At 47.7% G+C, this 25,730-nt stretch carries 36 protein-coding genes and 1 tRNA gene; 10 read left to right on the top strand and 27 right to left on the bottom strand.

Annotated elements, in window-relative coordinates; translation table 11 throughout:
- Positions 1 to 59: 59 nt before the first annotated feature.
- The 26 genes from rplQ to rplC form a co-directional block, all read right to left on the bottom strand.
- A complete protein-coding gene (gene rplQ / locus H6H02_RS05510) occupies positions 60 to 410 on the bottom strand; it encodes a 50S ribosomal protein L17 (RefSeq protein ID WP_190815391.1) in 351 nt (116 codons plus the stop codon).
- A gap of 107 nt (positions 411 to 517) precedes the next feature.
- On the bottom strand, positions 518 to 1,486 hold the full coding sequence (locus H6H02_RS05505; protein ID WP_190815389.1) for a DNA-directed RNA polymerase subunit alpha: 969 nt from the start codon (positions 1,484 to 1,486) through the stop codon (positions 518 to 520).
- Positions 1,487 to 1,622: 136 nt separating this feature from the next.
- Complete coding sequence (gene rpsK, locus H6H02_RS05500; RefSeq protein WP_190411878.1) at positions 1,623 to 2,018, bottom strand: 30S ribosomal protein S11; 396 nt, start codon at positions 2,016 to 2,018, stop codon at positions 1,623 to 1,625.
- A gap of 117 nt (positions 2,019 to 2,135) precedes the next feature.
- Positions 2,136 to 2,519: a 30S ribosomal protein S13 gene (gene rpsM / locus H6H02_RS05495; RefSeq protein ID WP_190815386.1), complete on the bottom strand. Its 384-nt coding sequence runs from the start codon at positions 2,517 to 2,519 to the stop codon at positions 2,136 to 2,138.
- A gap of 61 nt (positions 2,520 to 2,580) precedes the next feature.
- Positions 2,581 to 2,694, bottom strand: coding sequence for a 50S ribosomal protein L36 (rpmJ, locus tag H6H02_RS05490; protein WP_071782548.1), 114 nt, complete (start codon positions 2,692 to 2,694; stop codon positions 2,581 to 2,583).
- 128 nt (positions 2,695 to 2,822) lie between these two features.
- Complete coding sequence (gene infA / locus H6H02_RS05485) at positions 2,823 to 3,050, bottom strand: translation initiation factor IF-1 (protein ID WP_015203280.1); 228 nt, start codon at positions 3,048 to 3,050, stop codon at positions 2,823 to 2,825.
- 194 nt (positions 3,051 to 3,244) lie between these two features.
- Positions 3,245 to 3,811, bottom strand: a complete 567-nt coding sequence (locus H6H02_RS05480) for an adenylate kinase (RefSeq protein WP_190815384.1) — start codon at positions 3,809 to 3,811, stop codon at positions 3,245 to 3,247.
- Positions 3,811 to 5,151: a preprotein translocase subunit SecY gene (secY, locus tag H6H02_RS05475; protein WP_190815382.1), complete on the bottom strand. Its 1,341-nt coding sequence runs from the start codon at positions 5,149 to 5,151 to the stop codon at positions 3,811 to 3,813. Before secY ends, H6H02_RS05480 begins: the two co-directional genes overlap by 1 nt.
- Positions 5,152 to 5,198: 47 nt before the next feature.
- Positions 5,199 to 5,663, bottom strand: coding sequence for a 50S ribosomal protein L15 (rplO, locus tag H6H02_RS05470; protein ID WP_190815380.1), 465 nt, complete (start codon positions 5,661 to 5,663; stop codon positions 5,199 to 5,201).
- Between the two features lie 142 nt (positions 5,664 to 5,805).
- Positions 5,806 to 6,330 carry a 30S ribosomal protein S5 gene (rpsE, locus tag H6H02_RS05465; protein ID WP_190411883.1) on the bottom strand — a complete coding sequence of 175 codons (525 nt, stop codon included), beginning with the start codon at positions 6,328 to 6,330 and terminating at the stop codon, positions 5,806 to 5,808.
- Between the two features lie 131 nt (positions 6,331 to 6,461).
- Positions 6,462 to 6,824, bottom strand: coding sequence for a 50S ribosomal protein L18 (rplR, locus tag H6H02_RS05460; protein ID WP_190815378.1), 363 nt, complete (start codon positions 6,822 to 6,824; stop codon positions 6,462 to 6,464).
- A 2-nt stretch (positions 6,825 to 6,826) separates the two neighbouring features.
- On the bottom strand, positions 6,827 to 7,366 hold the full coding sequence (rplF, locus tag H6H02_RS05455; protein WP_190815376.1) for a 50S ribosomal protein L6: 540 nt from the start codon (positions 7,364 to 7,366) through the stop codon (positions 6,827 to 6,829).
- 147 nt (positions 7,367 to 7,513) lie between these two features.
- Positions 7,514 to 7,915: a 30S ribosomal protein S8 gene (rpsH, locus tag H6H02_RS05450; protein WP_190411886.1), complete on the bottom strand. Its 402-nt coding sequence runs from the start codon at positions 7,913 to 7,915 to the stop codon at positions 7,514 to 7,516.
- A 24-nt stretch (positions 7,916 to 7,939) separates the two neighbouring features.
- Positions 7,940 to 8,485 (bottom strand): 50S ribosomal protein L5, encoded by a 546-nt coding sequence (gene rplE / locus H6H02_RS05445; RefSeq protein WP_190411887.1) that lies wholly within the window; start codon positions 8,483 to 8,485, stop codon positions 7,940 to 7,942.
- A gap of 80 nt (positions 8,486 to 8,565) precedes the next feature.
- On the bottom strand, positions 8,566 to 8,934 hold the full coding sequence (gene rplX / locus H6H02_RS05440; RefSeq protein WP_242040566.1) for a 50S ribosomal protein L24: 369 nt from the start codon (positions 8,932 to 8,934) through the stop codon (positions 8,566 to 8,568).
- Positions 8,934 to 9,302 (bottom strand): 50S ribosomal protein L14, encoded by a 369-nt coding sequence (rplN, locus tag H6H02_RS05435; RefSeq protein WP_190411889.1) that lies wholly within the window; start codon positions 9,300 to 9,302, stop codon positions 8,934 to 8,936. Before rplN ends, rplX begins: the two co-directional genes overlap by 1 nt.
- A 230-nt stretch (positions 9,303 to 9,532) precedes the next feature.
- Complete coding sequence (rpsQ, locus tag H6H02_RS05430; protein WP_190815374.1) at positions 9,533 to 9,781, bottom strand: 30S ribosomal protein S17; 249 nt, start codon at positions 9,779 to 9,781, stop codon at positions 9,533 to 9,535.
- Positions 9,782 to 9,787: 6 nt separating this feature from the next.
- Positions 9,788 to 10,030, bottom strand: a complete 243-nt coding sequence (gene rpmC, locus H6H02_RS05425) for a 50S ribosomal protein L29 (protein WP_190815372.1) — start codon at positions 10,028 to 10,030, stop codon at positions 9,788 to 9,790.
- A 3-nt stretch (positions 10,031 to 10,033) separates the two neighbouring features.
- On the bottom strand, positions 10,034 to 10,456 hold the full coding sequence (gene rplP, locus H6H02_RS05420) for a 50S ribosomal protein L16 (RefSeq protein ID WP_190815369.1): 423 nt from the start codon (positions 10,454 to 10,456) through the stop codon (positions 10,034 to 10,036).
- Between the two features lie 104 nt (positions 10,457 to 10,560).
- Entirely contained in the window at positions 10,561 to 11,289 is a 729-nt protein-coding gene (gene rpsC / locus H6H02_RS05415; RefSeq protein ID WP_190815367.1) for a 30S ribosomal protein S3, read from the bottom strand.
- Positions 11,290 to 11,375: 86 nt separating this feature from the next.
- Complete coding sequence (rplV, locus tag H6H02_RS05410; protein ID WP_190815365.1) at positions 11,376 to 11,738, bottom strand: 50S ribosomal protein L22; 363 nt, start codon at positions 11,736 to 11,738, stop codon at positions 11,376 to 11,378.
- A gap of 66 nt (positions 11,739 to 11,804) precedes the next feature.
- Positions 11,805 to 12,080, bottom strand: coding sequence for a 30S ribosomal protein S19 (rpsS, locus tag H6H02_RS05405; RefSeq protein WP_190815363.1), 276 nt, complete (start codon positions 12,078 to 12,080; stop codon positions 11,805 to 11,807).
- A 98-nt stretch (positions 12,081 to 12,178) separates the two neighbouring features.
- Positions 12,179 to 13,042, bottom strand: a complete 864-nt coding sequence (gene rplB / locus H6H02_RS05400; protein WP_190815361.1) for a 50S ribosomal protein L2 — start codon at positions 13,040 to 13,042, stop codon at positions 12,179 to 12,181.
- Positions 13,043 to 13,160: 118 nt separating this feature from the next.
- Entirely contained in the window at positions 13,161 to 13,463 is a 303-nt protein-coding gene (locus tag H6H02_RS05395) for a 50S ribosomal protein L23 (protein WP_190815359.1), read from the bottom strand.
- Positions 13,456 to 14,088 carry a 50S ribosomal protein L4 gene (rplD, locus tag H6H02_RS05390; protein WP_190815357.1) on the bottom strand — a complete coding sequence of 211 codons (633 nt, stop codon included), beginning with the start codon at positions 14,086 to 14,088 and terminating at the stop codon, positions 13,456 to 13,458. The genes H6H02_RS05395 and rplD overlap by 8 nt, the downstream gene beginning before the upstream one ends.
- A 100-nt stretch (positions 14,089 to 14,188) precedes the next feature.
- The gene (rplC, locus tag H6H02_RS05385; protein WP_190815354.1) at positions 14,189 to 14,827 is read right to left on the bottom strand and encodes a 50S ribosomal protein L3; all 639 of its coding nucleotides are present in this window, start codon (positions 14,825 to 14,827) and stop codon (positions 14,189 to 14,191) included.
- 1,169 nt (positions 14,828 to 15,996) lie between these two features.
- Between rplC and H6H02_RS05380 the strand changes: the two genes are divergently transcribed.
- From H6H02_RS05380 to H6H02_RS05335, 10 genes are all read left to right on the top strand, one after another.
- Positions 15,997 to 16,452, top strand: a complete 456-nt coding sequence (locus H6H02_RS05380; RefSeq protein WP_190815352.1) for an NAD(P)H-quinone oxidoreductase subunit N — start codon at positions 15,997 to 15,999, stop codon at positions 16,450 to 16,452.
- A 189-nt stretch (positions 16,453 to 16,641) separates the two neighbouring features.
- Positions 16,642 to 17,247, top strand: a complete 606-nt coding sequence (locus tag H6H02_RS05375; protein WP_190815350.1) for a VWA domain-containing protein — start codon at positions 16,642 to 16,644, stop codon at positions 17,245 to 17,247.
- Positions 17,248 to 17,322: 75 nt separating this feature from the next.
- Positions 17,323 to 17,817 (top strand): hypothetical protein, encoded by a 495-nt coding sequence (locus H6H02_RS05370; protein ID WP_190815348.1) that lies wholly within the window; start codon positions 17,323 to 17,325, stop codon positions 17,815 to 17,817.
- A gap of 159 nt (positions 17,818 to 17,976) precedes the next feature.
- Positions 17,977 to 18,582, top strand: a complete 606-nt coding sequence (locus H6H02_RS05365) for a VWA domain-containing protein (protein ID WP_190815346.1) — start codon at positions 17,977 to 17,979, stop codon at positions 18,580 to 18,582.
- A 134-nt stretch (positions 18,583 to 18,716) separates the two neighbouring features.
- A complete protein-coding gene (locus H6H02_RS05360) occupies positions 18,717 to 19,325 on the top strand; it encodes a VWA domain-containing protein (protein WP_190815344.1) in 609 nt (202 codons plus the stop codon).
- A gap of 111 nt (positions 19,326 to 19,436) precedes the next feature.
- Complete coding sequence (locus H6H02_RS05355) at positions 19,437 to 20,654, top strand: LdpA C-terminal domain-containing domain (RefSeq protein ID WP_190815342.1); 1,218 nt, start codon at positions 19,437 to 19,439, stop codon at positions 20,652 to 20,654.
- Between the two features lie 180 nt (positions 20,655 to 20,834).
- Positions 20,835 to 22,646 (top strand): R3H domain-containing nucleic acid-binding protein, encoded by a 1,812-nt coding sequence (locus H6H02_RS05350; RefSeq protein WP_190815473.1) that lies wholly within the window; start codon positions 20,835 to 20,837, stop codon positions 22,644 to 22,646.
- A 401-nt stretch (positions 22,647 to 23,047) separates the two neighbouring features.
- Positions 23,048 to 23,119 (top strand) — tRNA-Gln (locus tag H6H02_RS05345).
- Positions 23,120 to 23,242: 123 nt separating this feature from the next.
- A complete protein-coding gene (locus tag H6H02_RS05340; protein WP_190815340.1) occupies positions 23,243 to 24,040 on the top strand; it encodes an HAD family hydrolase in 798 nt (265 codons plus the stop codon).
- Between the two features lie 128 nt (positions 24,041 to 24,168).
- The gene (locus H6H02_RS05335) at positions 24,169 to 25,425 is read left to right on the top strand and encodes a DNA double-strand break repair nuclease NurA (protein ID WP_190815338.1); all 1,257 of its coding nucleotides are present in this window, start codon (positions 24,169 to 24,171) and stop codon (positions 25,423 to 25,425) included.
- Between the two features lie 9 nt (positions 25,426 to 25,434).
- On the opposite strand, the gene xseB is transcribed toward H6H02_RS05335, so the two are convergent.
- A complete protein-coding gene (gene xseB, locus H6H02_RS05330) occupies positions 25,435 to 25,704 on the bottom strand; it encodes an exodeoxyribonuclease VII small subunit (protein WP_190815336.1) in 270 nt (89 codons plus the stop codon).
- Positions 25,705 to 25,730 lie beyond the last annotated feature (26 nt).

Below are 25,730 nucleotides of genomic sequence, written 5' to 3'. Positions count from 1 at the left end.
GATGAGTTGCGAGTTTTGAGTTGTGAGTTTTGAATGCTCTCAGTCCTCAATCCCTCACTTTAAACCAGCTCGATAATAGCCATTTCAGCATTATCGCCCCGACGTGGCACGGTTCGCAGGATACGGGTGTATCCTCCGTTACGTTCGCCATAACGGCTAGCGGCTTGCTCAAACAGGGCATGAACCAACTGTTTGTCATAAATGTAGCCCAAGGCTTGTCTACGAGCTGCCAGAGATCCGTCCTTTGCCAGAGTAATCATTTTTTCCACTTCCGGTCGCAGCGCCTTGGCTCGCGTCTTAGTGGTGGTGATTCGACCCTGACGGATTAGTTCTGTTGCCAGCGCCCTCAAAAGCGCTCGACGCTGGTCGGCGGGTTTACCCAGTTTTGGAATACGACGACAGTGACGCATAACGATTTTGACTTGCTAATTGGTAATTGGTAACTGCTATGGGTACTCGGTGAAAAAGTAATTGGTAACAGGTAATTGATTTTACCCATTACCCCTTACTCCATACTTCAAGTTGTTTTCGCAACCTTTTCGTGGGGCAGGGTAATTCCTAGCCGCCGCTGCAAGGCTTCGATAACTTCTTCTGCCGACTTTTGACCAAAGTTTTTAATCTCTAGCAGATCCTCTTGGCTGTAATCCAGCAAGTCGGCTACAGAGTTAATTTGCGCTCGCTTGAGACAGTTGTATGCCCTCACCGAAAGCTGCAATTCTTCGATTGGAATCTGGCTGGTGGGATCTTCGTCATCGGTATAGTCTACCGTCATCGGATCGAGGGTGATATCTTTCAGGGGATTGAACAAATCCACCAAAATACTCGCTGCTTGAGAAAGTGCCTCTTGGGGACTAAGGCTACCATTCGTCCAGATTTCCAGGATTAGCCGGTCTCTTTCCAAAGACCCGTCAATTCGGGCATCTTCAATGCTGTAGTTAACTTTATGCACCGGCATAAACACAGCGTCAATCTGGAGGAAGTCCAAAGCAGCAGTTTCGTCTCGTGTCCGGTCTACTGCGCGATATCCCTTTCCTCGTTCGATACGAAATTCCATTTCCAGCCTAGCGTCGTCTGCTAGAGTGGCAACGTATTGATTGGGATCGACTACCTCAACTTCGGAGGGTAAATCAAATCGTCCCGCTGTCACCGTTGCTGGGCCTGTGACAGTTAATCGAGCAATTTGGGGATGGGAGGAATGACTTTTGAGTACAATGTCCTTCATGTTCAGCAGAATTTCTAGGACATCCTCCCGCACTCCCTCAACTGTGGCAAACTCATGATTAACCCCTGCAATCCGAACAGCTGTTACGGCTGTCCCTTCTAAGTTAGACAGTAGAACCCGCCTCAGCGCATTGCCAACGGTGGTGCCTTGACCGCGTTCTAGAGGCTCCAGGACAAATTTGCTATATTGGCTCCGATTATTCTCAGTTTTGGACTCTACACACTCAATTTGAAACTGCGCCACGGAGTGACCTCCCTTCTTCATAAAACCCCTGGAAAAAACGCTAAAAGCGCTTTCCTAGCATTGCCCTTGCTGTCTCAATGCCAACTCAGCAGTTAACTTGTTTGCCACTTGCTGATAATTAATAATTGCTTTGACAGCGATCGCTGTCAAAGCAATCCTAGACTCGACGTCGCTTGGGCGGACGACAGCCATTGTGGGGGATTGGCGTCACATCTCGAATTAAGGTAATTTCTAGCCCCGCCCCTTGCAGCGCTCGAATCGCGGTTTCCCGACCAGCTCCTGGACCGCTAACCATCACTTCAATCTGACGCATCCCTTGATCGGTCGCTCGGCGAGCCGCACTTTCAGCTGCGGTTTGCGCTGCAAAAGGAGTTCCTTTCTTAGCTCCCTTAAAGCCACTTGAGCCAGCTGAAGCCCAGGAAAGTACGTCCCCGTTCGTGTCAGAAATCGTGACAATCGTGTTGTTAAAAGTGGACTGGATGAAGGCTACGCCATTAGGTACGTTGCGTTTTTGTTTTTTTGGACCAGTTTTTTTTGTTGGTTGTCGCGCCATTGGGATCTAATTGACAGTAGTTATAATGGGTTGGCTGAATTGGTTGGTTAAGTTCGCCTTTAGCAAACAAACGAAATTCGAGCCTCTGCTTTTAGCTTTTCAGCTAACAGAAGCAGGTTATTTAGGCCCTGGTGCCTTTCTCTTACCTGCGACTGTGAGACGCCTGCCCCGACGAGTTCTCGCATTTGTACGGGTTCGTTGACCCCGAACTGGCAAGCCCATCCGATGACGCCGACCCCGATAGGTGCCAATGTCAATCAGGCGCTTGATGTTCATTGCCTCCCAGCGTCTGAGGTCTCCTTCAATCTGATAGTTGCTTTCCACTGCTTCGCGCAGGGCAGCAACGTCTGAATCACTTAAGTCTTTTACTCTTGTGTCTGGATTAACTTTGGATGCTACCAAAATTTCTTTGGAGCGCGAGAGTCCAATTCCATAGATGTAAGTCAGACCAATTTCTACGCGCTTATCGCGAGGAAGGTCTACCCCAGCAATCCGTGCCACGCTTGTTTTCTCCCTAGTCTTGCTTTTAGTGCTATAAACTTGTTCTGAGGTTCGGGTTGAGTTAACCTTGGCGTTGCTTGTGTTTTGGGTTAGAACAAATCACCATGACTCGACCGCGCCGCCGAATGACGCGGCATTTTTCACAAATTTTTCGGACTGATGCTCGAACTTTCATGCCTATTTTGGCTACATTGCAAGCTCTACATTATATCACTTTTTAAGTGTATTTTAAAGTTCATCTGCTTGACGAATTTTTTAATTAAGACAAGCTTTTTTAAGATGAGCGAATCGCTTTTTTCGCCACTACTTTTTGTTACGCAGTCGGTAAGTAATCCTGCCTTTGGTTAGGTCGTATGGAGTGAGTTCCACTTTGACGCGATCGCCCGGTAGAATTTTGATGTAATTCCGACGAATTTTTCCGGAAATATGGGCTAATACATTAAACCCATTATCTAAATCGACGCGAAACATCGCATTAGGCAGGGATTCTGTTACCGTGCCTTCCATTTCAATTAAATCTTGTTTAGCCAAGTTATCCTTTTCCTCAATTCTTCAGCTTGCCTACAGTCATTCACGGATCATGCCCCTGATTGACAGTCAAGGTCTTATTAACATATTTTATCAAAATTTACTTCGTTCAGTTGGGAGTCAGTCCCAGCCGCCAGTCTGGGAAGTGGATTGGCAGTAAACTGACTCCAAATATCTGGGAGATTGCACCCACTCTCTCAAGAATGAACAACTTGTTTGAGTGCAGAAGTAACTTCCTCTAGAGAGCGATCGCCATCAACTGAAACCAACTGTTGGCGTTTCTCGTAGAAATCAATTAATGGAGCCGTTTGGTTGCGATAAACTTCCAAACGGCGACGAATGACTTCTTCTGTATCATCCGCGCGTCCTTGCTTACGCCCTCGTTCCAGCATCCGCTCCACCAACACTTCGTCCCGAACTTCCAGGTTGAGAACGCAATCGGAGACTTGATCTAATTCCTGCAACAATTCATCCAGGAAAGTTGCCTGAGAGACGGTACGCGGGAAACCATCTAAAATCCAACCGGGTTGGGCATCCGTTTGGCTCAGGCGATCGCGCACCAGATCCAATATCAAAGTATCTGGAACCAACTCACCCCGATCCATAAAAGACTTTGCCTTTAAACCGAGTTCGGTTCCAGCAGCCTTGGCATTTCTCAAGATGTCACCCGTGGAAATATGAGGAATCTCCAAGTCTTGAGCGAGGATATGTGCCTGAGTTCCCTTTCCCGCCCCTGGCGGCCCCAAAAAAATCAATCGCGTCACTACTGCTTCACCATTCCTTCATAGCGCTGGGAAATGACATAAGTTTGGATTTGCTTCGCGGTATCAATTGCCACGCCCACTAGAATTAGCAAAGAAGTCGCTCCCAGCCCTTGAAAAGTTGTAATGCCGGTGGCTCTTTCTACAATTGTTGGCACGATTGCCACTAATCCCAAAAAGATAGCGCCTAAAAAAGTTAGCCGGTTCAAAACTCCTTCCACATAATCGCTAGTAGCCCGACCCGGACGGATCCCTGGGATGCTGGCTCCCATTTTTTTCAAGTTCTGTGATAAATCCACAGGATTTACAATTAAAGAGGCGTAAAAATAGCTGAAAAACAGAATCAAAATCAGATAAACAACCTCATAAACTCCAGGCGTCTGACTGTTCGGATTTAGAGCATTCGCAACTTGGTTGAGAACTTGATGAACTTGACTCAAAACCGGGTTATTGCCTGTGTTTTGAGTAATCTGAGCTAGGAAACCTGGGAAAATCAAAACGGAAGACGCAAAGATGATCGGCATAACGCCACCCTGGTTTAGCCGCAAAGGCAGGTAGCTAGTTCTTTCCCGGTAGAGCCGTTTGCCCACCTGTCGGCGTGCTGAAATAATTGGAATCCGTCTGGTTCCCTCCTGAACAAACACAATTCCCAGGATCATGACGAGGAAAACGAGCAGCAGAATGATCACTGGTCCCACATTGCGATTGTCAACCTGGGCGTAATTAATAGTTTGTCCAAGCGATTTAGGTAGAACGGCAACAATATTGATAAAAATCAACAAAGAAGCACCGTTACCAACCCCCCGCTCAGTAATCAGCTCTGACACCCACATAACAAACATCGAACCAGCTGTTAAAGCAAGTGCAGTCTCCGCAATGAACAGAGGTCCCTGAACGTTCGTTGCATAGCGTTCAAGCCATATCGAAATGAAGGTAGTTTGAATCAAAGCCCCTCCCAGCGCTACATAGCGAGTAATCTGAGAGATTTTTCGCCTTCCCGCTTCTCCTTCATCCTTCTGCAATTTCTCCAAAGCAGGGATAGCGGCTGTTAGCAGTTGGATAATGATCGAGGCATTGATATAGGGCAAAATCCCCAGAGCAAAAATCCCCAAGGCAGTAATTCCACCCCCAGAGAAGATGTCCAGAAATCCAATTAATTGGTTATTTTGAATATCTTGAGCAAACCTAGCCCGGTCAATTCCCGGTACTGGCAAAAAGATGCCAATGCGAACTAAAATCAGCAAGCCGATGGTGAGAAGCAGTCGACCTCTAAGACCGGCTGCTTGAGCCATCTGTGCAAAGGTTTCCTGAGCAGTTGGGCTTTTGTCTCGACTAACGACCATGAAGGGATACCTCAACGATGAGCAAGAGACGCTGGCATGCAATGTGCTTAACCCTTACGGGCACGGGCAGAAACAACTTCGCAACTGCCACCAGCAGCTTCAATCTTGCTGCGAGCCGAGCTAGTGAAAGCAGCTGCTTTTACGTTCAGAGCCACATTCAGTTCCCCGTCACCGAGTACTTTCAGCGAACCTTTATTGGCAGTGACAATACCCGACTCCATCAATGAGTCTAGAGTTACTTCCGTGTTAGCAGGGAGTGATGCCAGCTTACTTACGTTGATCGTAGTGTATTGCTTACGATTAATGACCGTAAAGTGCTTTAACTTAGGCAGGCGGCGGTACAGTGGCATTTGTCCACCTTCAAAACCGGGTCGTGTGCTCCGCCCCGATCTCGATTTTTGACCGCGCATCCCAAAGCCACCACTGGCCCCTTGACCAGCCGCTATGCCTCGTCCAATGCGTCGGCGGCGCTTCTTTGAGCCTTTTTTAGGAACTGCATCTTCTAATCTCATTCGCTTGACCTAGAGAATTGACGACTTAATTTTTTTTTGGGGAAGCTTTTAGCTATTAGTTGTTAGTTTTTGCCTTTTGTCTAAGATATTAAAGTTGCCTTTAAACTGAGAGCCACTAATAGCTAATCGCTGATGGCTAAATTTAGGCGTAGAGATTTTCGATAGGAATCCCGCGTTCTTCAGCCACTTCCGAAAATGTACGTAAGGTGGAAAGAGCATTAACGGCAGCTCTAGCATTGTTCAAGGGGTTATTAGAACCCAGCTGCTTTGCCAAGATGTTACGGACACCAGCCAACTCCAGCACAGTACGTACAGCACCACCGGCAATAACACCCGTTCCTGGGGCTGCGGGTCGCATCATCACTTGGGCACCACCCCCGGCTCCGTTGATGGGATGGGGGATAGAATTTGCCTTGGTCAAGGGGATGTCAATCAAGTGCTTTTTGCCGTCGGCAACGCCTTTGCGAACAGCTCCAATTACATCACTTGCTTTGCCAACCCCGACGCCAACTTGACCGCGTTCATTGCCAATGACCACGATGGCGCGAAAGCTGAGTTTTTTACCGCCTTTGACGACCTTACTAACACGACGAATCTGAATCACCCGTTCTTGAAAGGTGATTTCTTTTTCCCGACGCGCAGAACTTTTCCGACGCTCTTTTGCCATAGTTTTATCCTGAACCTTGAGAGTGAAAGTAAAAACTAAAAATGTAAAAAGGCAAAAGAAAGAGAAATCACAGGGAGAAATCTAGAGATAAAACTTCTTTCTTTTTACTTTTGCCTTTTGCATGCTTGGCTTTAGAAATCCAAACCAGCTTCGCGAGCAGCGTCTGCGAGGGCTTTGATTCGACCGTGGTAAAGGTTGCCGCCTCGGTCAAAGACAACCCTTGAAATGCCTTGAGCGATCGCTCGCTGAGCAATTAACTTCCCTACCTCAACAGAGGCGGCACAGGTAGCTCCTGTTGTTAACTGTGATTTTAGATCCGGCTCCAAAGTTGAGGCACAGGCAAGAGTCCGTTGTTGAGTGTCGTCAATTACCTGGACATAAATGTGCTGATTGGATCGAAAGACAGCTAACCGAGGACGCTCACTACTGCCATTTACCTTACGCCGTACCCGGTGGTGCCGACGTTGGATTAATTCTTTACGAGTTAGCTTCATCTTTACTTCTTACCTGCCTTTCCAGCTTTACGTCTTACCACTTCACCCGCATAACGGATGCCTTTACCCTTATAGACTTCCGGTGGACGGACAGCACGGATGCGAGCGGCAATGTTTCCTACGATTTCTTTATCAATGCCGCTTACAACCACATTCGTGTTGTTTTCCACGGCCATTTGAATACCGTCGGGAGGTTCAATCTGAACTGGATGGCTGTAACCCACGTTCAGAACCAGATTGCGACCTTGAACTGCGGCACGATAACCGACTCCCTGGATTTCTAGACGACGCTGAAATCCTTGGGAAACTCCATCGACCATGTTGGCAACCAAAGTCCGAGAAAGACCGTGGCGCTGACGAGCTGCACGAGATTCATCTCGCCGCTTGACCAGGATCGTTTCTCCCTCTTGCTCTATACTCACCTCAGATGGCAGAACCCTGGATAATTCTCCTTTAGGCCCTTTCACTGCAACATGTTGCCCTTCGATCGAAACTTGTACCTTAGCAGGAATATTAATAGGGCGTTTGCCAATACGAGACATGACTTAATCCTCCTAATCAATTAGCCGTTAGCCGTTAGCTGTTAGCTGTTAGCTTTTGGTCTATCGGTGAGTCCGAAAGTCTGTGCTTTTCTAGGTTGGTGAAACCTACCAGCCAATCAAGCTAATAGCTATTAGCTAATAGCTTATCTACCAGATGTAGCAAAGCACTTCTCCACCTACACCCTGACGCCGCGCTTCCCGGTCAGTCATAATGCCGCTGGAGGTAGAAATGATCGCAATTCCGATACCGCCCAGCACGCGGGGTAGTTCTTTGCGGTTAGAGTAAACCCGCAGACCAGGTTTGCTGACCCGCTTCAAGGTATTAATAATCGGTTGACGGTTTTTACCTTTGTACTTTAGAGAAATTAGCAAGTGTTGCTTGATCCCTTCGCCAACTTCTTCAAATTCAGCAATAAAGCCTTCCTCCCTGAGGACTTTGGCAATACTGCGAGTCATCTTGGTCGCTGGTATTTCTGTTGTTTGGTGCCGCGCCAGATTCGCATTCCGAATGCGAGTCAGCATATCTGAAATTGTGTCGTTCGCCGCCATTATTCCCTCCTTATTTTGACTGCCTCATTGATCCCGGAAAGGCATTCCCATTTCTTTTAGCAAGGCGCGGCCTTCTTCGTCGGTATTTGCTGTAGTAATGATGGAAATGTCCATACCCCGAATTTGGTCGATGCTGTCGTATTCTATTTCGGGAAATATCAGCTGCTCTCTAATGCCTAAGCTGTAATTCCCCCGACCATCGAAGCTTTTGGGACTAATGCCGCGAAAGTCCCGAATTCGTGGCAGCGACAGGTTAATCAATCGGTCGAGAAAGGCATACATCCGATCCGCACGCAAAGTCACCATCACGCCTACTGGCATACCTTGGCGAAGTTTGAATCCAGCGATCGCCTTTTTCGCCCGCGTCACTACTGGTTTTTGACCCGTAATTTTGGCAATTTCAGCGAGGGAAGATTCCAGCGCTTTGGCGTTGGTAGAAGCCTCGCCTAGACCTCGATTAACTGTGACCTTTATGACTTTGGGTACCTGATGGGTATTCGTGTAATTAAACTGAGTCATCAGTTTAGGAACGATCGTATCTTGGTACAGCGTTTTCAGTTTTTGTGTCATTGTTTTTTCCTTAATACCCCTGGGCTTGGTCAGGGAAAATAGAAGTTAGTAATTAGCAATTCGCTTTAACTAACAACTACTTAGTCAATAATTTCACCAGTTTTTTTGAGCATCCGCACTTTGCGTCCTTCGTCATTCAAGGTATAGCAAATACGACTGGCAATCTTTTGTTGAGTCGAGTAAAGCATCACGTTAGAGCTATGGATCGGTGCCTCCACTGTCACGATTTGACCCGATTCACCTTCTTGCTGAGGTTTAACGTGCTTGGTTTTAATGTTGATGCCTTTTACAATTACCCGACTTTCTTGGGGGATCGTCCGCAAGATTTCACCAACTTTGCCTTTATCACGACCGGCAATCACTTGTACTGTGTCGCCTTTTTTGACGTGCATTTTATAACGCTGGGGAAGCTTCGTCCCGTTTCTTTTAGACTGTTTTTTCGCGGCCATTAGAGTACCTCCGGAGCTAGAGAAACAATTTTGGTAAAGTTTTTGTCGCGCAGTTCGCGTGCAACTGGTCCAAAAACGCGCGTTCCCCTAGGGTTGCCATCTGCGTTGATGATGACGGCGGCGTTATCATCGAAGCGAATACTCATACCGCTGTCCCGGCGCATATTTTTTCGGGTACGGACAATCACGGCTCGCACAACATCTGACTTTTTAACTGCCATGTTGGGAATGGCGTCTTTGACAACCGCAATGATTACGTCGCCAACACCGGCATAGCGTCGGCCACTGGCACCTAAGACGCGGATGCACATTAATTTGCGAGCGCCGCTGTTGTCTGCGACATTAAGGTAGGATTGGGGCTGAATCATAGTTCTTAGCTATCGGATGCGTGAGTTTTGAATAATAGTTTTGAGTTGTAAGGTTTGAGTTTTTAACAAGAGAAAGAACTTGAACTGTGGTTTTTATTCCCGAAATTCTTTAACTTGAATTTTTCACTCAGAACTTTTTACAGGCAGGTTTACCTCATTAAAGATTCGGTATAAAAAAATCGAGATTTTCGATTAACCCGCCTTTACAAACTCAAAACCCATAACTTTACTTATTGAACCTCACGGTTGAGAATTTCAGCGACTGCCCATCGTTTGGTGCGGCTCAGAGGTCGTGTTTCCAAAATCCGGACGCGATCGCCTACCTTGCACTGATTTTCTTCATCGTGAGCTTTGTAACGCTTTGTACGCACTACAATCTTTCCGTACTTAGGGTGCGGCGAGCGGTTCTCGACGGTGACCACTACGGTCTTTTGCATCTTGTCGCTGACGACCACGCCAACTCGTTCTTTAACTGCCATTGGGGTCTACTCCTCGGATGTTGCATCTGGTTGTGGCTTTTGAGCCTTTGCAGCTCGTTGCCGCTCCCCTTCTACAGTTAGGAGCTGACCTAAACGATGCTTCGTATGCTTGAACTGGTGTAACTTTTCCAGGCGTCGAGTTGCCTGTTGCAGTCGTAAATCAAACAGCTGGCGCTTGACAGCTAAAATTTCTTCAGCCAGTTCTTGATCGCCTAAATTTCTGGCTTCTTCTATCTTGGGCAGAGCCATAACTCACACAGTCCCTTCTTCTTCACGAGTGATGAACTTCGTCTTAATTGGCAACTTGTGGGAAGCTAGACGCATTGCCTCCCTGGCGGTTTCTTCCGGAACCCCGGCAATCTCAAACAAGATCCGCCCGGGCTTCACGACAGCTACCCAAAATTCTGGAGAACCTTTACCAGAACCCATGCGGGTTTCAGCAGGACGCATTGTGACTGGTTTATCGGGGAAGACCCGAATCCAAATTTTGCCACCCCGACGGATGTAACGGGTCATGGCTCGGCGGCTGGCTTCAATCTGACGCGAGGTAATCCAAGAAGGTTCTGTGGATTGGAGGCCAAAGTCACCAAAGTTTAGGCTATTGCCCCGAGTCGCCAAACCGTTCATTCGCCCGCGCTGCTGTTTGCGAAATTTTGTTCTTCTGGGACTTAACATGACTTGGTAATGGGTATTTGATAATTGGTAATTAGTAATTGGTAACTGGTAATTGGGCGTTTTCTTTTTGATTACCCATTACCGATTACCGATTACCTATCAACTTATTCATTAGAGCGGTCTTCAAATTGCTGGCGGCGACGCTGTTGACGACGCTTAGGTTGAGCGTTGTTAGGAGCCGGAATTTCTTCCTGACCAGGAATCACTTCGCCTTTAAAGATCCAAACTTTAACGCCAAGAATGCCATAAATGGTTTTGGCGGTGCGGTAAGCGTAGTCAATGTTGGCTCGAAGGGTATGCAGAGGCACTCTGCCTTCCCGCGTCCACTCGGTTCGGGCAATTTCCGCCCCGTTTAACCGTCCGCTGACTTGGACTTTAATTCCCTGGACTTCAGCACGTTGGGCGCGTTGAATCGCTTGCCGGACAACGCGCCGGAAGGAAACTCGTCGCTCTAGCTGTTGGGCAATATACTCAGCAATCAGTCCGGCGTCGGCATCTACCCGTGCTACTTCGATCACGTTGATCCGAATTTGACGATTGCCACCGCCTAAAGCCTGTTGAAGATCGCCGCGTAATACTTCAATGCCAGTACCACCACGACCTACCACAACACCCGGTCGAGCGGTGTGGATTTCTAAGTCAATTTGATCAGCTTTGCGCTCGATCCGTACTTGAGAGATACCAGCGTTACTGAGTTTTTTCTCCACGACCTGCCGAATGGTGTGGTCTTCTTGCAGGAGTTCTGGGTAGCGCTTAGCATCCGCAAACCAACGGGAGCGGTGTTCTTGGGTAATCCCCAGTCGAAAACCAATTGGATGAATTTTCTGTCCCACGAATGCGTCCTCTTAAATCAGCGAATTGCTAATTGCTAATTGTTCAAAAGCTTGTTTCTGACAATTAGCGCTTAGCCAAATTAGTGTTATTCATCTGCCGCTGCTTGGGCAACAGCTACGGTGATATGACACGTTGGTTTACGAATTTGATATGCACGACCTTGAGCGCGGGGTCTGAAGCGTTTCAAGGTTGAGCCTTGGTCAGCATAAGCCTGAGAAACCACCAACCTGGCGGGGTCTAAACCGGCGTTATGTTCGGCATTGGCAGCTGCTGAGCGCAGTACCTTGCGGACAGGATCGCAAGCCCGATAGGGCATAAATTCCAGAACGATCAGCGCTTCCCGATAGGAGCGTCCCCGGATTTGGTCGAGAACCCGGCGCACCTTGTGGGGAGACATCCGGATGTATCGCGCGATCGCTTTCACTTCTTCTGTAGTATCAACTGCCATAGATTTCTCCCTTTTAATAATTTTGAATTTGGAATTCTGAATAATCTCAAAACCCAAACTTCAAAATTACCTCTTTGCCTTGGAATCTTTCGAGTGCCCCCGGAAGGTGCGAGTTGGAGCGAATTCTCCCAACTTATGCCCTACCATTTGCTCGGTGACGTAAACTGGCACGTGAGTCCGCCCATTATGAACCGCGATAGTATGACCCACCATTTGCGGTAATACAGTTGAAGCACGAGACCAAGTTTTAATAAGCTGCTTATCGCCCCTAGCATTCAAATTTTCAATCTTTTTCAGCAAATGGTCCGCAACAAAAGGACCTTTTTTAAGAGAACGACCCATACTTCAAATAACCCCAATTACTTTTGGATTTTCGGATTTCGGATTTTGGATTTTGGACTTATTACTAATCTAAAATCCAAAATCTAAAACCTAAAATTCTAGGACTCCCGACCGCCCCGACCGCGCTTGGAAGATTTGCGACGACGCCGGACAATCAATTTATTGCTTGGCTTATTTCGCTTACGGGTCTTGGCACCTAAAGTGGGCTTACCCCAAGGGGTCACTGGACCACTTCTACCAATCGGTGCCCGTCCCTCACCACCACCGTGGGGGTGATCGACTGGGTTCATGACGCTACCTCTTACCTTCGGACGGCGTCCCTTCCAGCGATTGCGACCAGCTTTACCGGCACTCAAGTTGCGATGATCGACATTGCCGACTTGTCCGATGGTTGCGTAGCACTCGCGACGAATCATCCGGACTTCACCGGAGGGCAGCTTGATCGTGACATAGTCGCCTTCTTTAGCGACCACTTGTGCACTGGCACCAGCCGCGCGAACAATTTGCCCGCCCCGTCCAGCAGTCAGTTCTACGTTATGAACGGCAGTTCCTAACGGAATCCTGCTTAAAGGTAACGCATTGCCAGTTTCAATTGGGGAGTCTGCTCCAGCAGTGATTACTGTACCCACCGTTAATCCGACTGGATGCAGAATATATCGCTTTTCCCCATCCCGGTAATAAACTAGGGCAATCCGGGCATTACGATTAGGATCGTACTCAATGGTTGCCACTTTCGCAGGAATATTGTGCTTGTCGCGGCGAAAATCAATCTCCCGGTAAAGCTGTTTATGACCGCCGCCCCGACGGCGGCTGGTGATCACCCCACGATTGTTTCGACCTTTGGGGCGATGCTTTGTGTAGGTTAGTGACTTTTCCGGCTCGCTCCGCGTAACTTCGGCAAAGTCCGAGATGGTAACTTGACGAGTACTGGGAGTATAAGGCCGATAAGAACGGGTACCCATAACTTAAAAAAGAGGTTTGAAGGTTGAAGGTCGAAGTCGCTTTTAGGGCGGCTTTCCATTGAGATTAAGTTGAAAAGAGTTGAGGTTTTAAATTTCAACTGGTCAACTTTCTCACTTATTAAACTTCTGGGAAAAGGGTAATGGTCTCTCCGCTTGCCAGAGTTACGATTGCTCGCTTGTATTGAGGCTTAAACCCTGCAAATTTGCCGACGCGGCGCTTTTTGCGCGGTAGGCGAAGGGTGTTCACACTTACAACCTTTACTTTAAACAGGTCTTCAATTGCTGCTTTAATTTCTGGCTTAGTCGCTTTAGGAACGACTTCAAAGACATACTTGTTCTGCTCCATCAGCAGAGTTGCCTTCTCAGTTACAATCGGTCGATACACCAGATCCGCAAGTGCGCGGGGGTTATACTCACTCACTGTAAACCTCCTGGATTTTGACAAGGGCGGATGGCGTCGTCACGATTTTGTCAGCTGCCAGTAGGTCAAAGACATTCAACTGGGTTGCAGGAATGATCTTCATCTTGGCAACATTCCGTGCTGACAAATAAACGTTTTCTTCACGTTCTGCTAAGATAAGCAGTACTTTAGAATTTGGTTCGACGCCCCAACGTGCGATCGCTTCCACCAATTCTTTAGTCTTAGGGCGAGGCAACTTGTCAGCAAATTCCTCTACCACAATCATGTCTTCGGCTCGGCTAAAGAAGGCGGTTCTTAGGGCTAAACGCCGTTCCTTCCGGTTCATCTTTGTGTCATAGTCTCTTGGCTTAGGACCAAAGATGACACCGCCACCTCGCCACAGTGGTGAGCGAATCGACCCAGCACGAGCGCGACCCGTTCCTTTTTGACGCCAAGGTTTACGACCTCCCCCCCTAACTTCTGCGCGGGTTTTGGTACTGGCTGTGCCTTGACGAGCATTCGCCTGTTGTCTTACCAAGGCTCGGTGGACGACATGAGCCGCATTCTCTTCTTTGGCAACCTTTAATTCTAGGGTTGCTTGTCCGACCTCTTCCCCGTTCCAGTTTCGTACTACACAGTTAACCATATCCGTTGTCCTTTGTTCGTTGCTAATTGCTAATTGCTAATTGAAGATTGCTAAGTATCAAAAGCTCTTAGCGATTAGCCAGCCTGACCTTAGAAAATGACTACTTTCGACCTACTTTCTTGGCAGGAACAATATTAACCAGCGCCCCTGGTTTACCAGGAATCGCTCCTTTGATCAGTAGTAGGTTGCGTTCTGCGTCTACCCGCACCACTGTCAATTTGCGAATGGTAACGCGCGTGCCGCCTAAACGACCAGCCATCCGCTTACCGGGATAAACACGCCCCGGTGTGGTTCCAGGACCGATAGAACCGGGTAGACGATGGTTTTTAGAACCGTGGGACATGGGTCCCCGCTTAAAGTTGTGGCGCTTTTGATAACCGGCGAAGCCTTTTCCGATGCTTGTGCCGATTACATCCACAATTTGGCCAGCAGTAAAAATATCTGGTTTGAGTTGTTGCCCTAGCTCGAACTCTCCCACATTCTCAAAGCGATACTCCCGCAGCTTCCGCAAAGGAGGAGCACTTGATTTTGCCAAATGCCCCAATTCAGGCTTGTTTAAACTTTTGGGTTTGACTTCTCTATAACCAATCTGGACGGCAGTATAGCCATCTGTTGCTTTGGTTTTAATTTGCGTAACGGTGCATGGCCCTGCTTGAATGACCGTCACAGGAATTGCTTTTCCTGTTTCGTCAAAAATTTGGGTCATGCCGAGTTTGGTGCCGAGGATACCAACAGACACGGCTTTCTGGTCTCTCCTTTCTACACAGTACAAAGAGGCGGTATTACGAGTATTTCGTAAATCCGCTTGCTTCAACAAACGTTGTTATCAAACCAGCGAGCTGTGGCACATCCTCGGATTGAGAGAGGCAAGCTTTTAAGTCAGCCTAATTTAGGCTTTTTCTTTAGCTGGTATGAAGCTATTCGACGGTCGGGTAAGCGCTAGAAGCGCGTTGCCTATATTCGCGGGGACTTAGGTGGCAAGCCATCCAGTATCCGAGAAAGCGAAAGGGCTTTTTCCGGCTTAGAAGAGTTCTTCTCAAGGAACCTTCTAGATGCGATCGCTAATCCTGAAATCGATGTCTCTGTTGCTTGACGCTCACTAGGGGCACTGAACTCTTCTGGGAAAGACTCAATCGTTTTTCACTGGTAAAGTCGTGCTGTCCCTGGACTCGATTTCAACTTTAGTTTTGACTTCAGCGGCAATAGCTGCTCGAATTTTGACCACAATCGTTAACTATAAACGATTTGTTACAACTTGTCTAGCAATTGTCCGAAAAAAAAATTAGTAGTCTGCTGGATCGTATGCCTCGCTTGAAGCCCAACTCCAAATCCAGAAGACGACTGTCCGCTTAGCGGCTCACTAACTCATAGAGTCACTGATTGATAGAGAAGAAAGCAATCGCTTACCAACGACCGGCACTTAGGTCGGTTATAGCATTTCACGATTTGTTTGCACAGTATTTATATACACAGTATTACAATGCCTATATGTTCCCAGAAGCCATAGGAACTACAAGAGATTGCAGATAGAAGAAAGCAAAAGCAAGCTTTCAAACCTAGATTCAGCCGTTCAATGTCACCTGTTTAAGCTTTGCCTTACCTACCTGGGGTATAAAATGCCACGAAGGAGTAGCAGAACATAATTTATAGGGTTGATTCGGATTTGTATCGATTGCTACTCACCTTCAAGAAAAGCCTGTTCCCTTAATGTGCGTTGATGTTGAGTCAAAATTAAGTTAAATCTTTTCTAACTCTAACTAGCGATCGCACCTCCACAAAAAGCGCGATCGCTCAACCCATTCGACAGCTTGATTGTCTGTAAGCCAAGTTGATAGGTGCCTCAGCGCCCAACTATAATAAATTGCCAGCAGCAATTAACAAAACTTAAAGCTGGTAGAACATAAAAATATGGCACTGATCACCATCGGCAATCAATTCGTCAAAGACTTAGAAAAGTCTGGTGCTTTAGGAACGTATGTACCCTTAGAAGGAGGTTTTGAAGGGCGTTACCAGCGGCGGTTGCGTGCAGCTGGCTATACCACTTTAAGCCTCTCAGCACGGGGGCTTGGCGATGTAGCAACGTATTTAACTGGCATACACGGCGTTCGTCCCGCGCATTTGGGCAAGAAAGACATTCGCGTCTACTACGTGCCACCTATCGTGAACTATCAGTTGGAACAACTACCTCCCAAATCGAAGGGATTGGTGTTGTGGATAATTGAAGGACACGTATTGTCGCGTGAGGAAGTGGAATATTTAACCACGTTGCCAAGTATAGAGCCACGCCTAAAAATTGCTGTAGAAATGGGAGGCGATCGCGCTTTCCGCTGGACACCCCTTAAAAACGCGATCGCTGCTGCTTAGAACAAGCGTCAAGTAATCCAATTTAAGCGTCGCATCCAAGCACTCAAGGACTGATGCGGCGCTAACTCATTCCGAGTCAAAACGAGGTGGAACGGCTGAATGGTGACGCTTTGTGACCCACCAGAACCTTTAGGCTTGGCTAGAGGATTTTGATACCTTTAAAGAAGTAAGCGAATTAGGAAAACTCTTATGGTTGAAAACCGCGACTATACATTAATTATTGACAAAAGCGGCAGCATGTCGATTACAGACCAGCCGGGTGGAAAAAGTCGCTGGGTCGTGATGCAAGAGTCTACTCTCGCCTTAGCCAGTAAATGTGAAGAATTTGATCCAGATGGCATCACTATTTACCTATTTTCCGGTCGATTTAAACGTTATGACAATGTGAACGCTAGTAAAGTCGCACAGATTTTCCGCGAAAATGAACCGTCTGGACGCACTGACTTAGCAGGAGTCCTTCTAGATGCGACGAATAACTACTTCCAGCGTAAAGCAGCCGGACAAACCAAGACAAATGGAGATACTATTCTGGTCGTCACAGATGGCGAACCGGATGACCGGAAAGCGGTCATGAAGGTAATTATTGAAGCATCTCGCCGTATGGAGCGGGATGAAGAACTGGCGATTTCCTTTATTCAAGTTGGCACAGATGCACAGGCAACGAAATTTCTTAAAGTGTTGGATGATGAACTGCAAAGTGCAGGGGCAAAGTTTGATATCTGCGACACAGTGACGATGGATGACATGGAGGACATGACCCTGACTGAAGTGTTGATAAATGCCATTACTGACTAGGGTTATATTCTAATTTGGGATTTGGGATTTTGATAGTGAAGAGAAATCTAAAATCTCTATGGAGGCGCTCAATTTATGGAATCGATCGATGACATACTCGCGGCAGTCAAGGCTGAGTATGAGACAAAAGATAAACCAAAAGAACTGCAAAAACCACCACAACTGAAAGAAGAACCAGTTAAACCACAACCGGCGAACTTCCTACAAAATCAATCGCCTAGTATCCCACTTGGCAATGCAATTCCGGAATTACCTCGGCAAAAGTGGCAAAACAATCCCATTCCCTCATCTGAAGACCTTGTTCTATCTCAAGTTAAGGCTGAGTTTGAAGAACAAGAACGTGCAGAACAGCTAAAAAAACAGCAACAACTCAGAGAAGAACAACTCAAACAGGAGCAACTAAAGCAGCAACAACAGGAGGTATTTAAAAACCAAGCGCGAGAATGGTTGAAAAATTTAAAGCCACTTTCAGAAGAAGGTCTTTGGTTTGAAGAGTTTGCCGATGCATACCCCTCTAAACTAGAGGCAGCGATTGATTATTTGCAAGCCTTGCGGGAAACTAAAGCATAAAAGCCACGTGCGATCGCCAGATAGATAATCGCCTCTCTCTGATGTAGAAATTTTAGGTTTCTTTTATCTAAACCAACGAGATAGTCACGGCAGGTGGGCTAGGCTAGATTGAGAAATCTTGACAAACACTGGAGGTTATCTTTGGTGGAAGGAGGATCTGTGGCAGAAGATCGTGACTATACATTAATCATCGATAAAAGCGGGAGTATGTCTACTCCAGAGCCACCGAGCGGTAGAAGTCGCTGGGAAACCGCAGAGGAATCTACTCTGGCGTTGGCGAGAAAATGTGAAAAATTTGACCCCGATGGGATTACGCTTTATCTGTTTTCTGGTCGCTTTAAGCGATTTGATAATGTGACCTCTAGCAAGGTCGCACAGATATTCCAAGAAAACGATCCCTCTGGCACTACGAATCTTGCCGACGTCTTGAAAAACGCTACTGACAACTATTTTGAGCGGAAGGCGGCTGGTCAGACTAAGCCAAATGGCGAGACAATTCTAGTGATTACAGATGGTGAACCCGATGACCGAAAAGCCGTGATGCGGGTGATTATTGAAGCCTCTCGCCGGATGGATAGAGATGAAGAATTAGCCATCTCCTTCATTCAAGTGGGTTCAGATCAAACGGCAAGTCGGTTTTTGAAAGCTTTGGATGATGATTTGCAAGATGCTGGGGCAAAGTTTGATATTTGCGACACTGTAACGCTGGATGACATGGAGGGGATGACTTTACAGGAAGTGCTGCTCAACGCTATTCACGACTAAGTGCTGTCTGTTTATTTTGGATTTTGGATTCCACATCTAAAATCCAAGATTTTGTTTGCCAGTGTTTAATCGCAATTTTGTTGTGGAATCAGCAGCAAATCGTTCAATCAAAAAAGTAATGTGGAGATTAGCTAATGAGCGCAGAAGATCGGGATTATACGTTAATTATTGACAAAAGTGGCAGTATGTCCACGCCAGACCAGCCGGGAGGCAGAAGCCGGTGGGATGCGGCACAGGAGTCTACCTTGGCGTTGGCGCGAAAATGCGAACAATTTGACCCAGATGGGATTACAGTTTACTTATTTTCCAGCCGATTCAAACGCTACGACAATGTAAATTCCAGCAAAGTCGCACAAATTTTTCAAGAAAACGACCCGGCTGGCACAACTAATTTGGCAGGTGTATTACAAGATGCGATCGCTGCTTACTTTCAGCGGAAAGCAGCAGGTCAGACTAAGGTGGGTGGCGAAACCATTTTGGTGGTCACAGATGGTGAACCCGATGACCGAAAAGGCGTGATGCGGGCGATTATTGAGGCGTCTCGTCAGATGGAACGCGATGAAGAACTGGCAATCTCAATGGTTCAAGTAGGGTCAGACTCCACAGCCGCCCGGTTTCTGAAGGCGTTAGATGATGACTTACAAGGTGCAGGGGCAAAGTTTGATATCTGCGACACGATAACGCTGGATGACATGGCAGATATGACCTTGGCGGAAGTGCTGCTCAATGCGATCGCTGACTAAAAGCAAACGTTAGATTTTGACGGTTTTTATGAAAGGGGGAGTAGTGAAAACTCCCCTGATTTTTACTGTTTGCATCTCCCCATTTATTCGGGAACGCATTAGCATATAAAGGTGACTGATACCTACTATCCCTTACGTTCCTTAAGAGAGGGTCACTGGTTTAAGCTCATTTGCGGAGCTAGTTTCCAACACCTCCCTGCCGTCCGAAATCTTACGTTGGCGTATACCCTAGCTGGGGCTGATTGTATCGATGTTGCCGCTGACCCAGCAGTGATTGCTGCGGCACAAGAAGGCCTAAGAGCTGCTGCTACCCTTGCCGATGTCGCTCGCGAACGCGGCTACTGCGTAGAAGGTTTGCCTTGGCTGATGGTCAGCCTAAATGATGGGGAAGATCCTCATTTCCGGAAAGCTGAATTTAACTCAACTGAGTGTCCGGCAGATTGCTGGCGACCTTGTGAAAGTATTTGTCCGGCTGATGCGATCGCTTTTGACTTTAGCCAGAACGGTTTCTCTGGCGTGATTGACAAACGTTGTTATGGCTGCGGACGGTGTATTCCCGTATGTCCAAATAATTTAATTTATACTCGTTCTTATGTATCCGCACCGGAAGCGATCGCACCTTTGGTATTTCAAAGCGGCGTAGATGCCCTAGAAATTCACACGCAAGTTGGCAGAGTAGAGGACTTTAAACGACTCTGGAGTGCGATCGCGCCTTGGGTAAACCAGCTCAAGCTTTTAGCCATTAGTTGTCCGGATGGTGAAGCAATGCTTGATTACCTCCGGACGCTATACGAATTGATGGCACCCCTACCTTGTCCTCTCATCTGGCAAACAGATGGGCGTCCGATGAGTGGCGATATTGGCGATGGCACAACGATAGCTGCTGTAAAGTTAGGTCAAAAAGTTCTAACTGCGGGATTGCCCGGATATGTGCAGTTAGCAGGAGGCACCAATCGCCACACTGTTGGCAAACTCAGGACAATGGGACTGCTCAACAGCCGCCAAAAGTCAGAAGTTGTAAGGGCATCTTTATCAGGCATCTCTGTAGGGAACCAGGGATCGAATAAAAACCCGCCCCAAGCCACTCAAACTTTTCCCCCTCAATCCCCTGCTATCGCCGGGATTGCTTACGGTAGCTACGCTCGTGTTTTGTTATCACCCATTCTGGATGAATTAGAAAAAATGAATATGAACGAAGTATGTGGGGATGCATCCGCGTCAAGTCGGACACCTTTACCTGGACGCTTGGAAGAAAAGCCAGATTTACTCTGGCAGGCTGTTGATCTTGCTCACTCGCTAGTTTTTCAACTCAAAACCTTGCCCCAATAGCCAATAGAAGCGCGATTTTAGATATGTCATCGATTAAAAGGTTGGAAGTTAAAAAATTGACGGTTAGCACAAAACAACCTTTCAACCTTGCGATCGCTAACTTGCAACAATTCCCAGGCAGAAAACAAACAGAAGTTATTTAATTCGCCGATTGTGGATAAAAACGTCACTGTACAAAGAATGCAGATTACAGACGATCTCCAGAAATTACTGGACGTGTTACCGAATGAAATTCGGCAACCTTTAGAGCAGCATCCCGGACGAGATAAGTTAGTTGAGGTTGTTCTAGACTTGGGGCGTCTTCCAGAGGCTCGGTTTGCTAAACAGGCAGAGTATCTCTCCGAAACGCCAGTGTCTAGAGAACAACTGAATTATTGTATAGACCGTGTAGGAAACTTTGGTGGGGATAACCGGGCGGGGCTAGAGCGAACTCTGCACCGGATTAGCGCTATCCGCAACCGAAGCGGCGAGATTATTGGTCTAACCTTGAGGGTAGGTCGAGCCGTCTTTGGTACTATCGGCATGATTCGCGACCTGGTAGAAACAGGTCAATCAATTCTGATGCTGGGGCGTCCCGGCGTTGGCAAAACAACAGCACTGCGGGAAATCGCCAGAGTTTTAGCCGACGATTTACAGAAACGAGTTGTAATTATCGACACCTCCAACGAAATTGCTGGGGATGGTGACGTTCCTCATCCAGCAATTGGTAGAGCCAGACGGATGCAAGTTGCCCGTCCAGAACTCCAGCATCAAGTCATGATTGAGGCAGTGGAAAACCACATGCCAGAAGTCATCGTCATTGATGAAATCGGTACAGAACTAGAAGCCTTGGCAGCTCGAACGATTGCGGAACGAGGTGTCCAACTGGTGGGCACGGCTCACGGAAATCGGATTGAAAATCTGATTAAAAATCCAACGTTATCTGACTTAGTGGGCGGCATTCAGGCTGTAACCCTGGGAGACGATGAAGCCAGACGCCGGGGCAGTCAAAAGACGGTTTTGGAACGAAAAGCCCCGCCAACCTTTGAAATCGCTGTTGAAATGCTAGAACGGCAGCGCTGGGTGGTGCATGAAAGTGTTGCCGATACCGTGGACACCCTGCTGCGGGGGCGTCAGCCGGGTTATCAAGTTAGGACAACCAGCGAAACTGGGGAAGTTACGATTACCCATGAGACCCCTCAAGCATCGTCACTCATGCGACCGGCGATGAGCGGAGGCAGTCGGATATCTTCCAACCACGACGCCCCAGCGCGACCAATGGGCTGGCGGGCTTCTGGGCAAATGACGCCCTTACCGATTCAGTCAGAACCAACACGAGGCATGAGAGCAGAACCGCAAAACCTATTGACTAGAGCAGAAGAATCTGCCTCTAGTACATTGCCTGTCTCTTCTAACCTTGCACCTTCTTTTGAGCAGATGCTGGATCAATCTTGGCATCAACCTCAGACGATTGGAAATGAAACCTTTGTGGGACCAAATGGCGAAGAGTTGCCGCTGCACGTTTATCCTTATGGGGTGAGCAGCCAACAATTAGAGCAAGTCATTCGGGTGCTGAATTTGCCTATCTTGCTGACGAAGGATATGGATAGTGCGGATGCAGTTTTGGCGATTCGGTCGCACGTAAAAAACCATTCCAAACTACGGCATATTGCCAAAGCCCGTCAGGTTCCCATCCATGCGATTAAGGCAAGTACCATTCCTCAGATTACCCGTGCCCTGCGGCGTTTGCTAGATATGGATGACTCGCACATCCTGGATGTCCCCGAACTTAGCTTATTTACCAGTAGTGGTAGTGAAGACGAGATTGAGGCTCTCGAAGAAGCCCGCCTTGCCGTGGAGCAAATCGTGATTCCCAAAGGACAGCCGGTGGAACTCCTGCCGCGTTCCTCTAAAGTCCGTAAAATGCAACACGAACTCGTCGAACACTATCGCCTCAAGTCTGACAGTTTTGGGGAAGAACCGAATCGACGGCTGCGAATTTATCCAGCCTAGTTGAAAAAGCTGTCACTCTATAGGGGCGTTGCACAGTAGAAGGATAAAAGGACGATAATTTCGCGCAAAAACGAGGCCCTTTGCTGCTTTGCGCGAAATTCAAAAGAAAATCATCCCCTGATTGTGCACCACCCGATATGAGTTTCAAAGAGCTATAAATGTCAAAAAAAGCTCAAACACTGTTCAAGTGGCCTTTCCGCAGGTAGAAGGGGAGCCTGTTATAAGAGCCACACTCTTGAACTGGTAAGCGTTGCAGCAGCTTTTTCTATGAGTCTACCCCCTAAAATCCATCTTGAGCTTTCAGCATTTATCCACTGGTGTAGAAGGATTTTCGAGAAATTTTCTGAAAATTGTTGACAATCCCCTAGTAGGAACTGCTACTATAACGAAGGTTGATGCGATGGGGTGTCGCCAAGTGGTAAGGCAGCTGGTTTTGGTCCAGCCATTCCGAGGTTCGAATCCTTGCACCCCAGTTGAATTTTAAAATCTAAATTTTAGAACACCAGTAGAGACGCGATGTATCGCGTCTCTACTGGTTATTGGGGTTGTTGGGCAAATTGTGCCAAGATAAACCGTAAAATTGCGGCTTTAGAACCATGCGTGCAAGTTATCCAAATATTCTCGCCCTTGACTTTGACGGTGTTATCTGTGACGGGCTAATCGAGTATTTTCAGACAGCTTGGCGCACCTATTGTCAAATTTGGGCACCTCCTAATCTCACACCTCCAGATGGTTTGGCTGAAAGTTTCTACCAGCGACGACCGATTATAGAAATCGGTTGGGAAATGCCGGTGGCAATCCGGGCGCTAATATTGGGCATTCCCGACGAAAAGATGTTGCAAGATTGGTCAGGGGTGGCTCAGCAAATCCTGCTAGAAGATAATCTGAATGCGGCTGATATCGGCACGAAGCTCGATCTCATTCGGGATGAGTGGATTGCTAGCGATTTAGAGGGTTGGCTAGCTTTGCACCGTTTCTATCCGGGTGTTGTAGAAAAAATGTATCAGATGCAATCGGAGAAGGCATCGCTTCCAGATACACCCATCCAAACGTACATTGTCACTACTAAAGAGGGGCGCTTTGTCCGCCAGTTGTTGCAGCAACAGGGCATTCAACTCCCCGATCGATGCATTATTGGAAAAGAAAATCGCCGTCCTAAGTACGAAATTTTGCGCGAACTCAGCGGCGATCCATCGGTTCGCCTTTGGTTTGTGGAAGATCGCCTAAAAACTCTGCAAACTGTACAGCAGCAACCAGACCTCAATCACATCGAGCTTTTCCTGGCAGACTGGGGCTATAATACTGCTGCTCAACGGGAGTCTGTCAGTTATCAGGAGCGAATTAAGCTTTTATCTCTCTCTCAATTTGCTCAAGATTTCCCGGCTTGGATTTAAATGAGGGCAGAGAGCTTTAGGGTACAGGAGTCAAGAAGTATCCAGTGTAAATTATAAATTTATCCCGATCGCCTTGATGTTTCATGCTTTAAGCTGAAAGCTGATAGGCGAAAAGCGGATAGCTGACTATGCTTGACCTAACCAAACTCTCGCGGGAAATGCAGGGGATTAGTCAACACCTAACGGTAGAGGCTGCTGCTAGTCGCCAACGCTTGGAACGCGCCCAGCAGTTGCTGACACTAGCTCAAAAGTCTCAGGCAGATTTGGTACAGATGCAAGAAAAGTGGCGCGATCGCATGGGGTTCGCAGCAGCCGCACCCATTGAGTCGCTAAGCACTGCCATTGACCTTCCTACCCCTCCGGCTGTTCATACGATTATCGCCACAGATGGATCTCAGATTGCTCCGAGTCACCATGAAATCGCCTACTGCTATCTGATTAACGTGGGTCGGGTGGTACTGCATTATGGACAAAGCTTGTATCCGCTCTTAGATAGTCTCCCAGAAGTCTTTTATCGCTCAGAAGACCTTTACATTTCTCGCCAGTGGGGAATTCGCACTGAGGAATGGATGGGCTATCGACGCACGGCTTCAGAGGCATCTGTATTAGCAGAATTGGCTGCTAGCTGGATTGACCGACCTTCAGAAGTCACATCAAAACAGGGAAATGGAAACAGGAAATCGAAAATTCCATCTTCAATTCCCGATCCCGAATCCCCAATCCCTGCCCTAGCAATGGTAGATGGATCACTAATTTATTGGTTTCTAGAGCAGCTACCGGGGGAAGCCCGCGACCATATTTTGCCTCCGATTCTCGAAGCCTGGGATGTTCTGCGCGACACAGGGATTCCGATCATGGGCTACCTGAGTGCTTCTCGCAGCAGCGAAGCACTGAACTTCCTGCGTCTGCCAGCCTGTCCGCATCCAGTTCCCGACTGCATGACTCATTGCCCTGGCCAGTTTGACCGGGCACCTTGTCAGGTTTTCGATCCCTTGCGAGATACTGCCCTCTGGGCATCTCAATTACAACCCGGTCAACGCAGCCCTCTCTGGCGTAGTTCTGCACGGATTCTGGAGTTGTACGGTGCCCATCAAATCTACTTCTGCTACGTCCATGTTGGGACTGAAATTGCTCGTGTGGAAGTTCCCGCTTGGGTGGCGGAGAATCCGGAGAAGCTGGATGTTTCGCTCAGCTTGATGTTAGCTCAGGTGCAGAAGGGTTATGGCTATCCGGTGGCGCTTGCAGAGGCACACAATCAGGCAGTGGTGCGAGGGGGCGATCGCGCTCGTTTCTTTGCCTTACTCGAACAACAGATGATTAAGGCTGGTTTGAGAAATGTTGGGACTTCTTATAAAGAAGCTAGGAAGCGCGGTAGTATCGCCTGATGCCATCTCTCAAAAGGACGTTGGTTCATCTGCCAGCGTCTCAATTAATAAATTCATCTGCTGTTGCCGCTCTTGTAGAAAGCTTTCACATTGACGCAAGTATTCTACCGCAGCGGTAAATTCTTCAAAAACGTCGGCAAGTTCTAGTTTCCCGGCTTCAATTTGCCGAATAATCCCTTCAACTTTGGCAACAGTCGCTTCGTAGTTCCAATCTTTCGGAAATTGGGTATCAATGCGGCGATCGCTTGAGCCGTCAGTGGTGCTGGTGGTTTTGCTCATAAAAAATACCCGTATCGCGTGAAATT

The sequence above is a fragment of the Coleofasciculus sp. FACHB-1120 genome (genome assembly GCF_014698845.1).
GTDB lineage: Bacteria > Cyanobacteriota > Cyanobacteriia > Cyanobacteriales > FACHB-T130 > FACHB-T130.
Note: the sequence above shows the minus strand (reverse complement) of the source record. Positions and strands in the feature narration are given on the sequence as shown.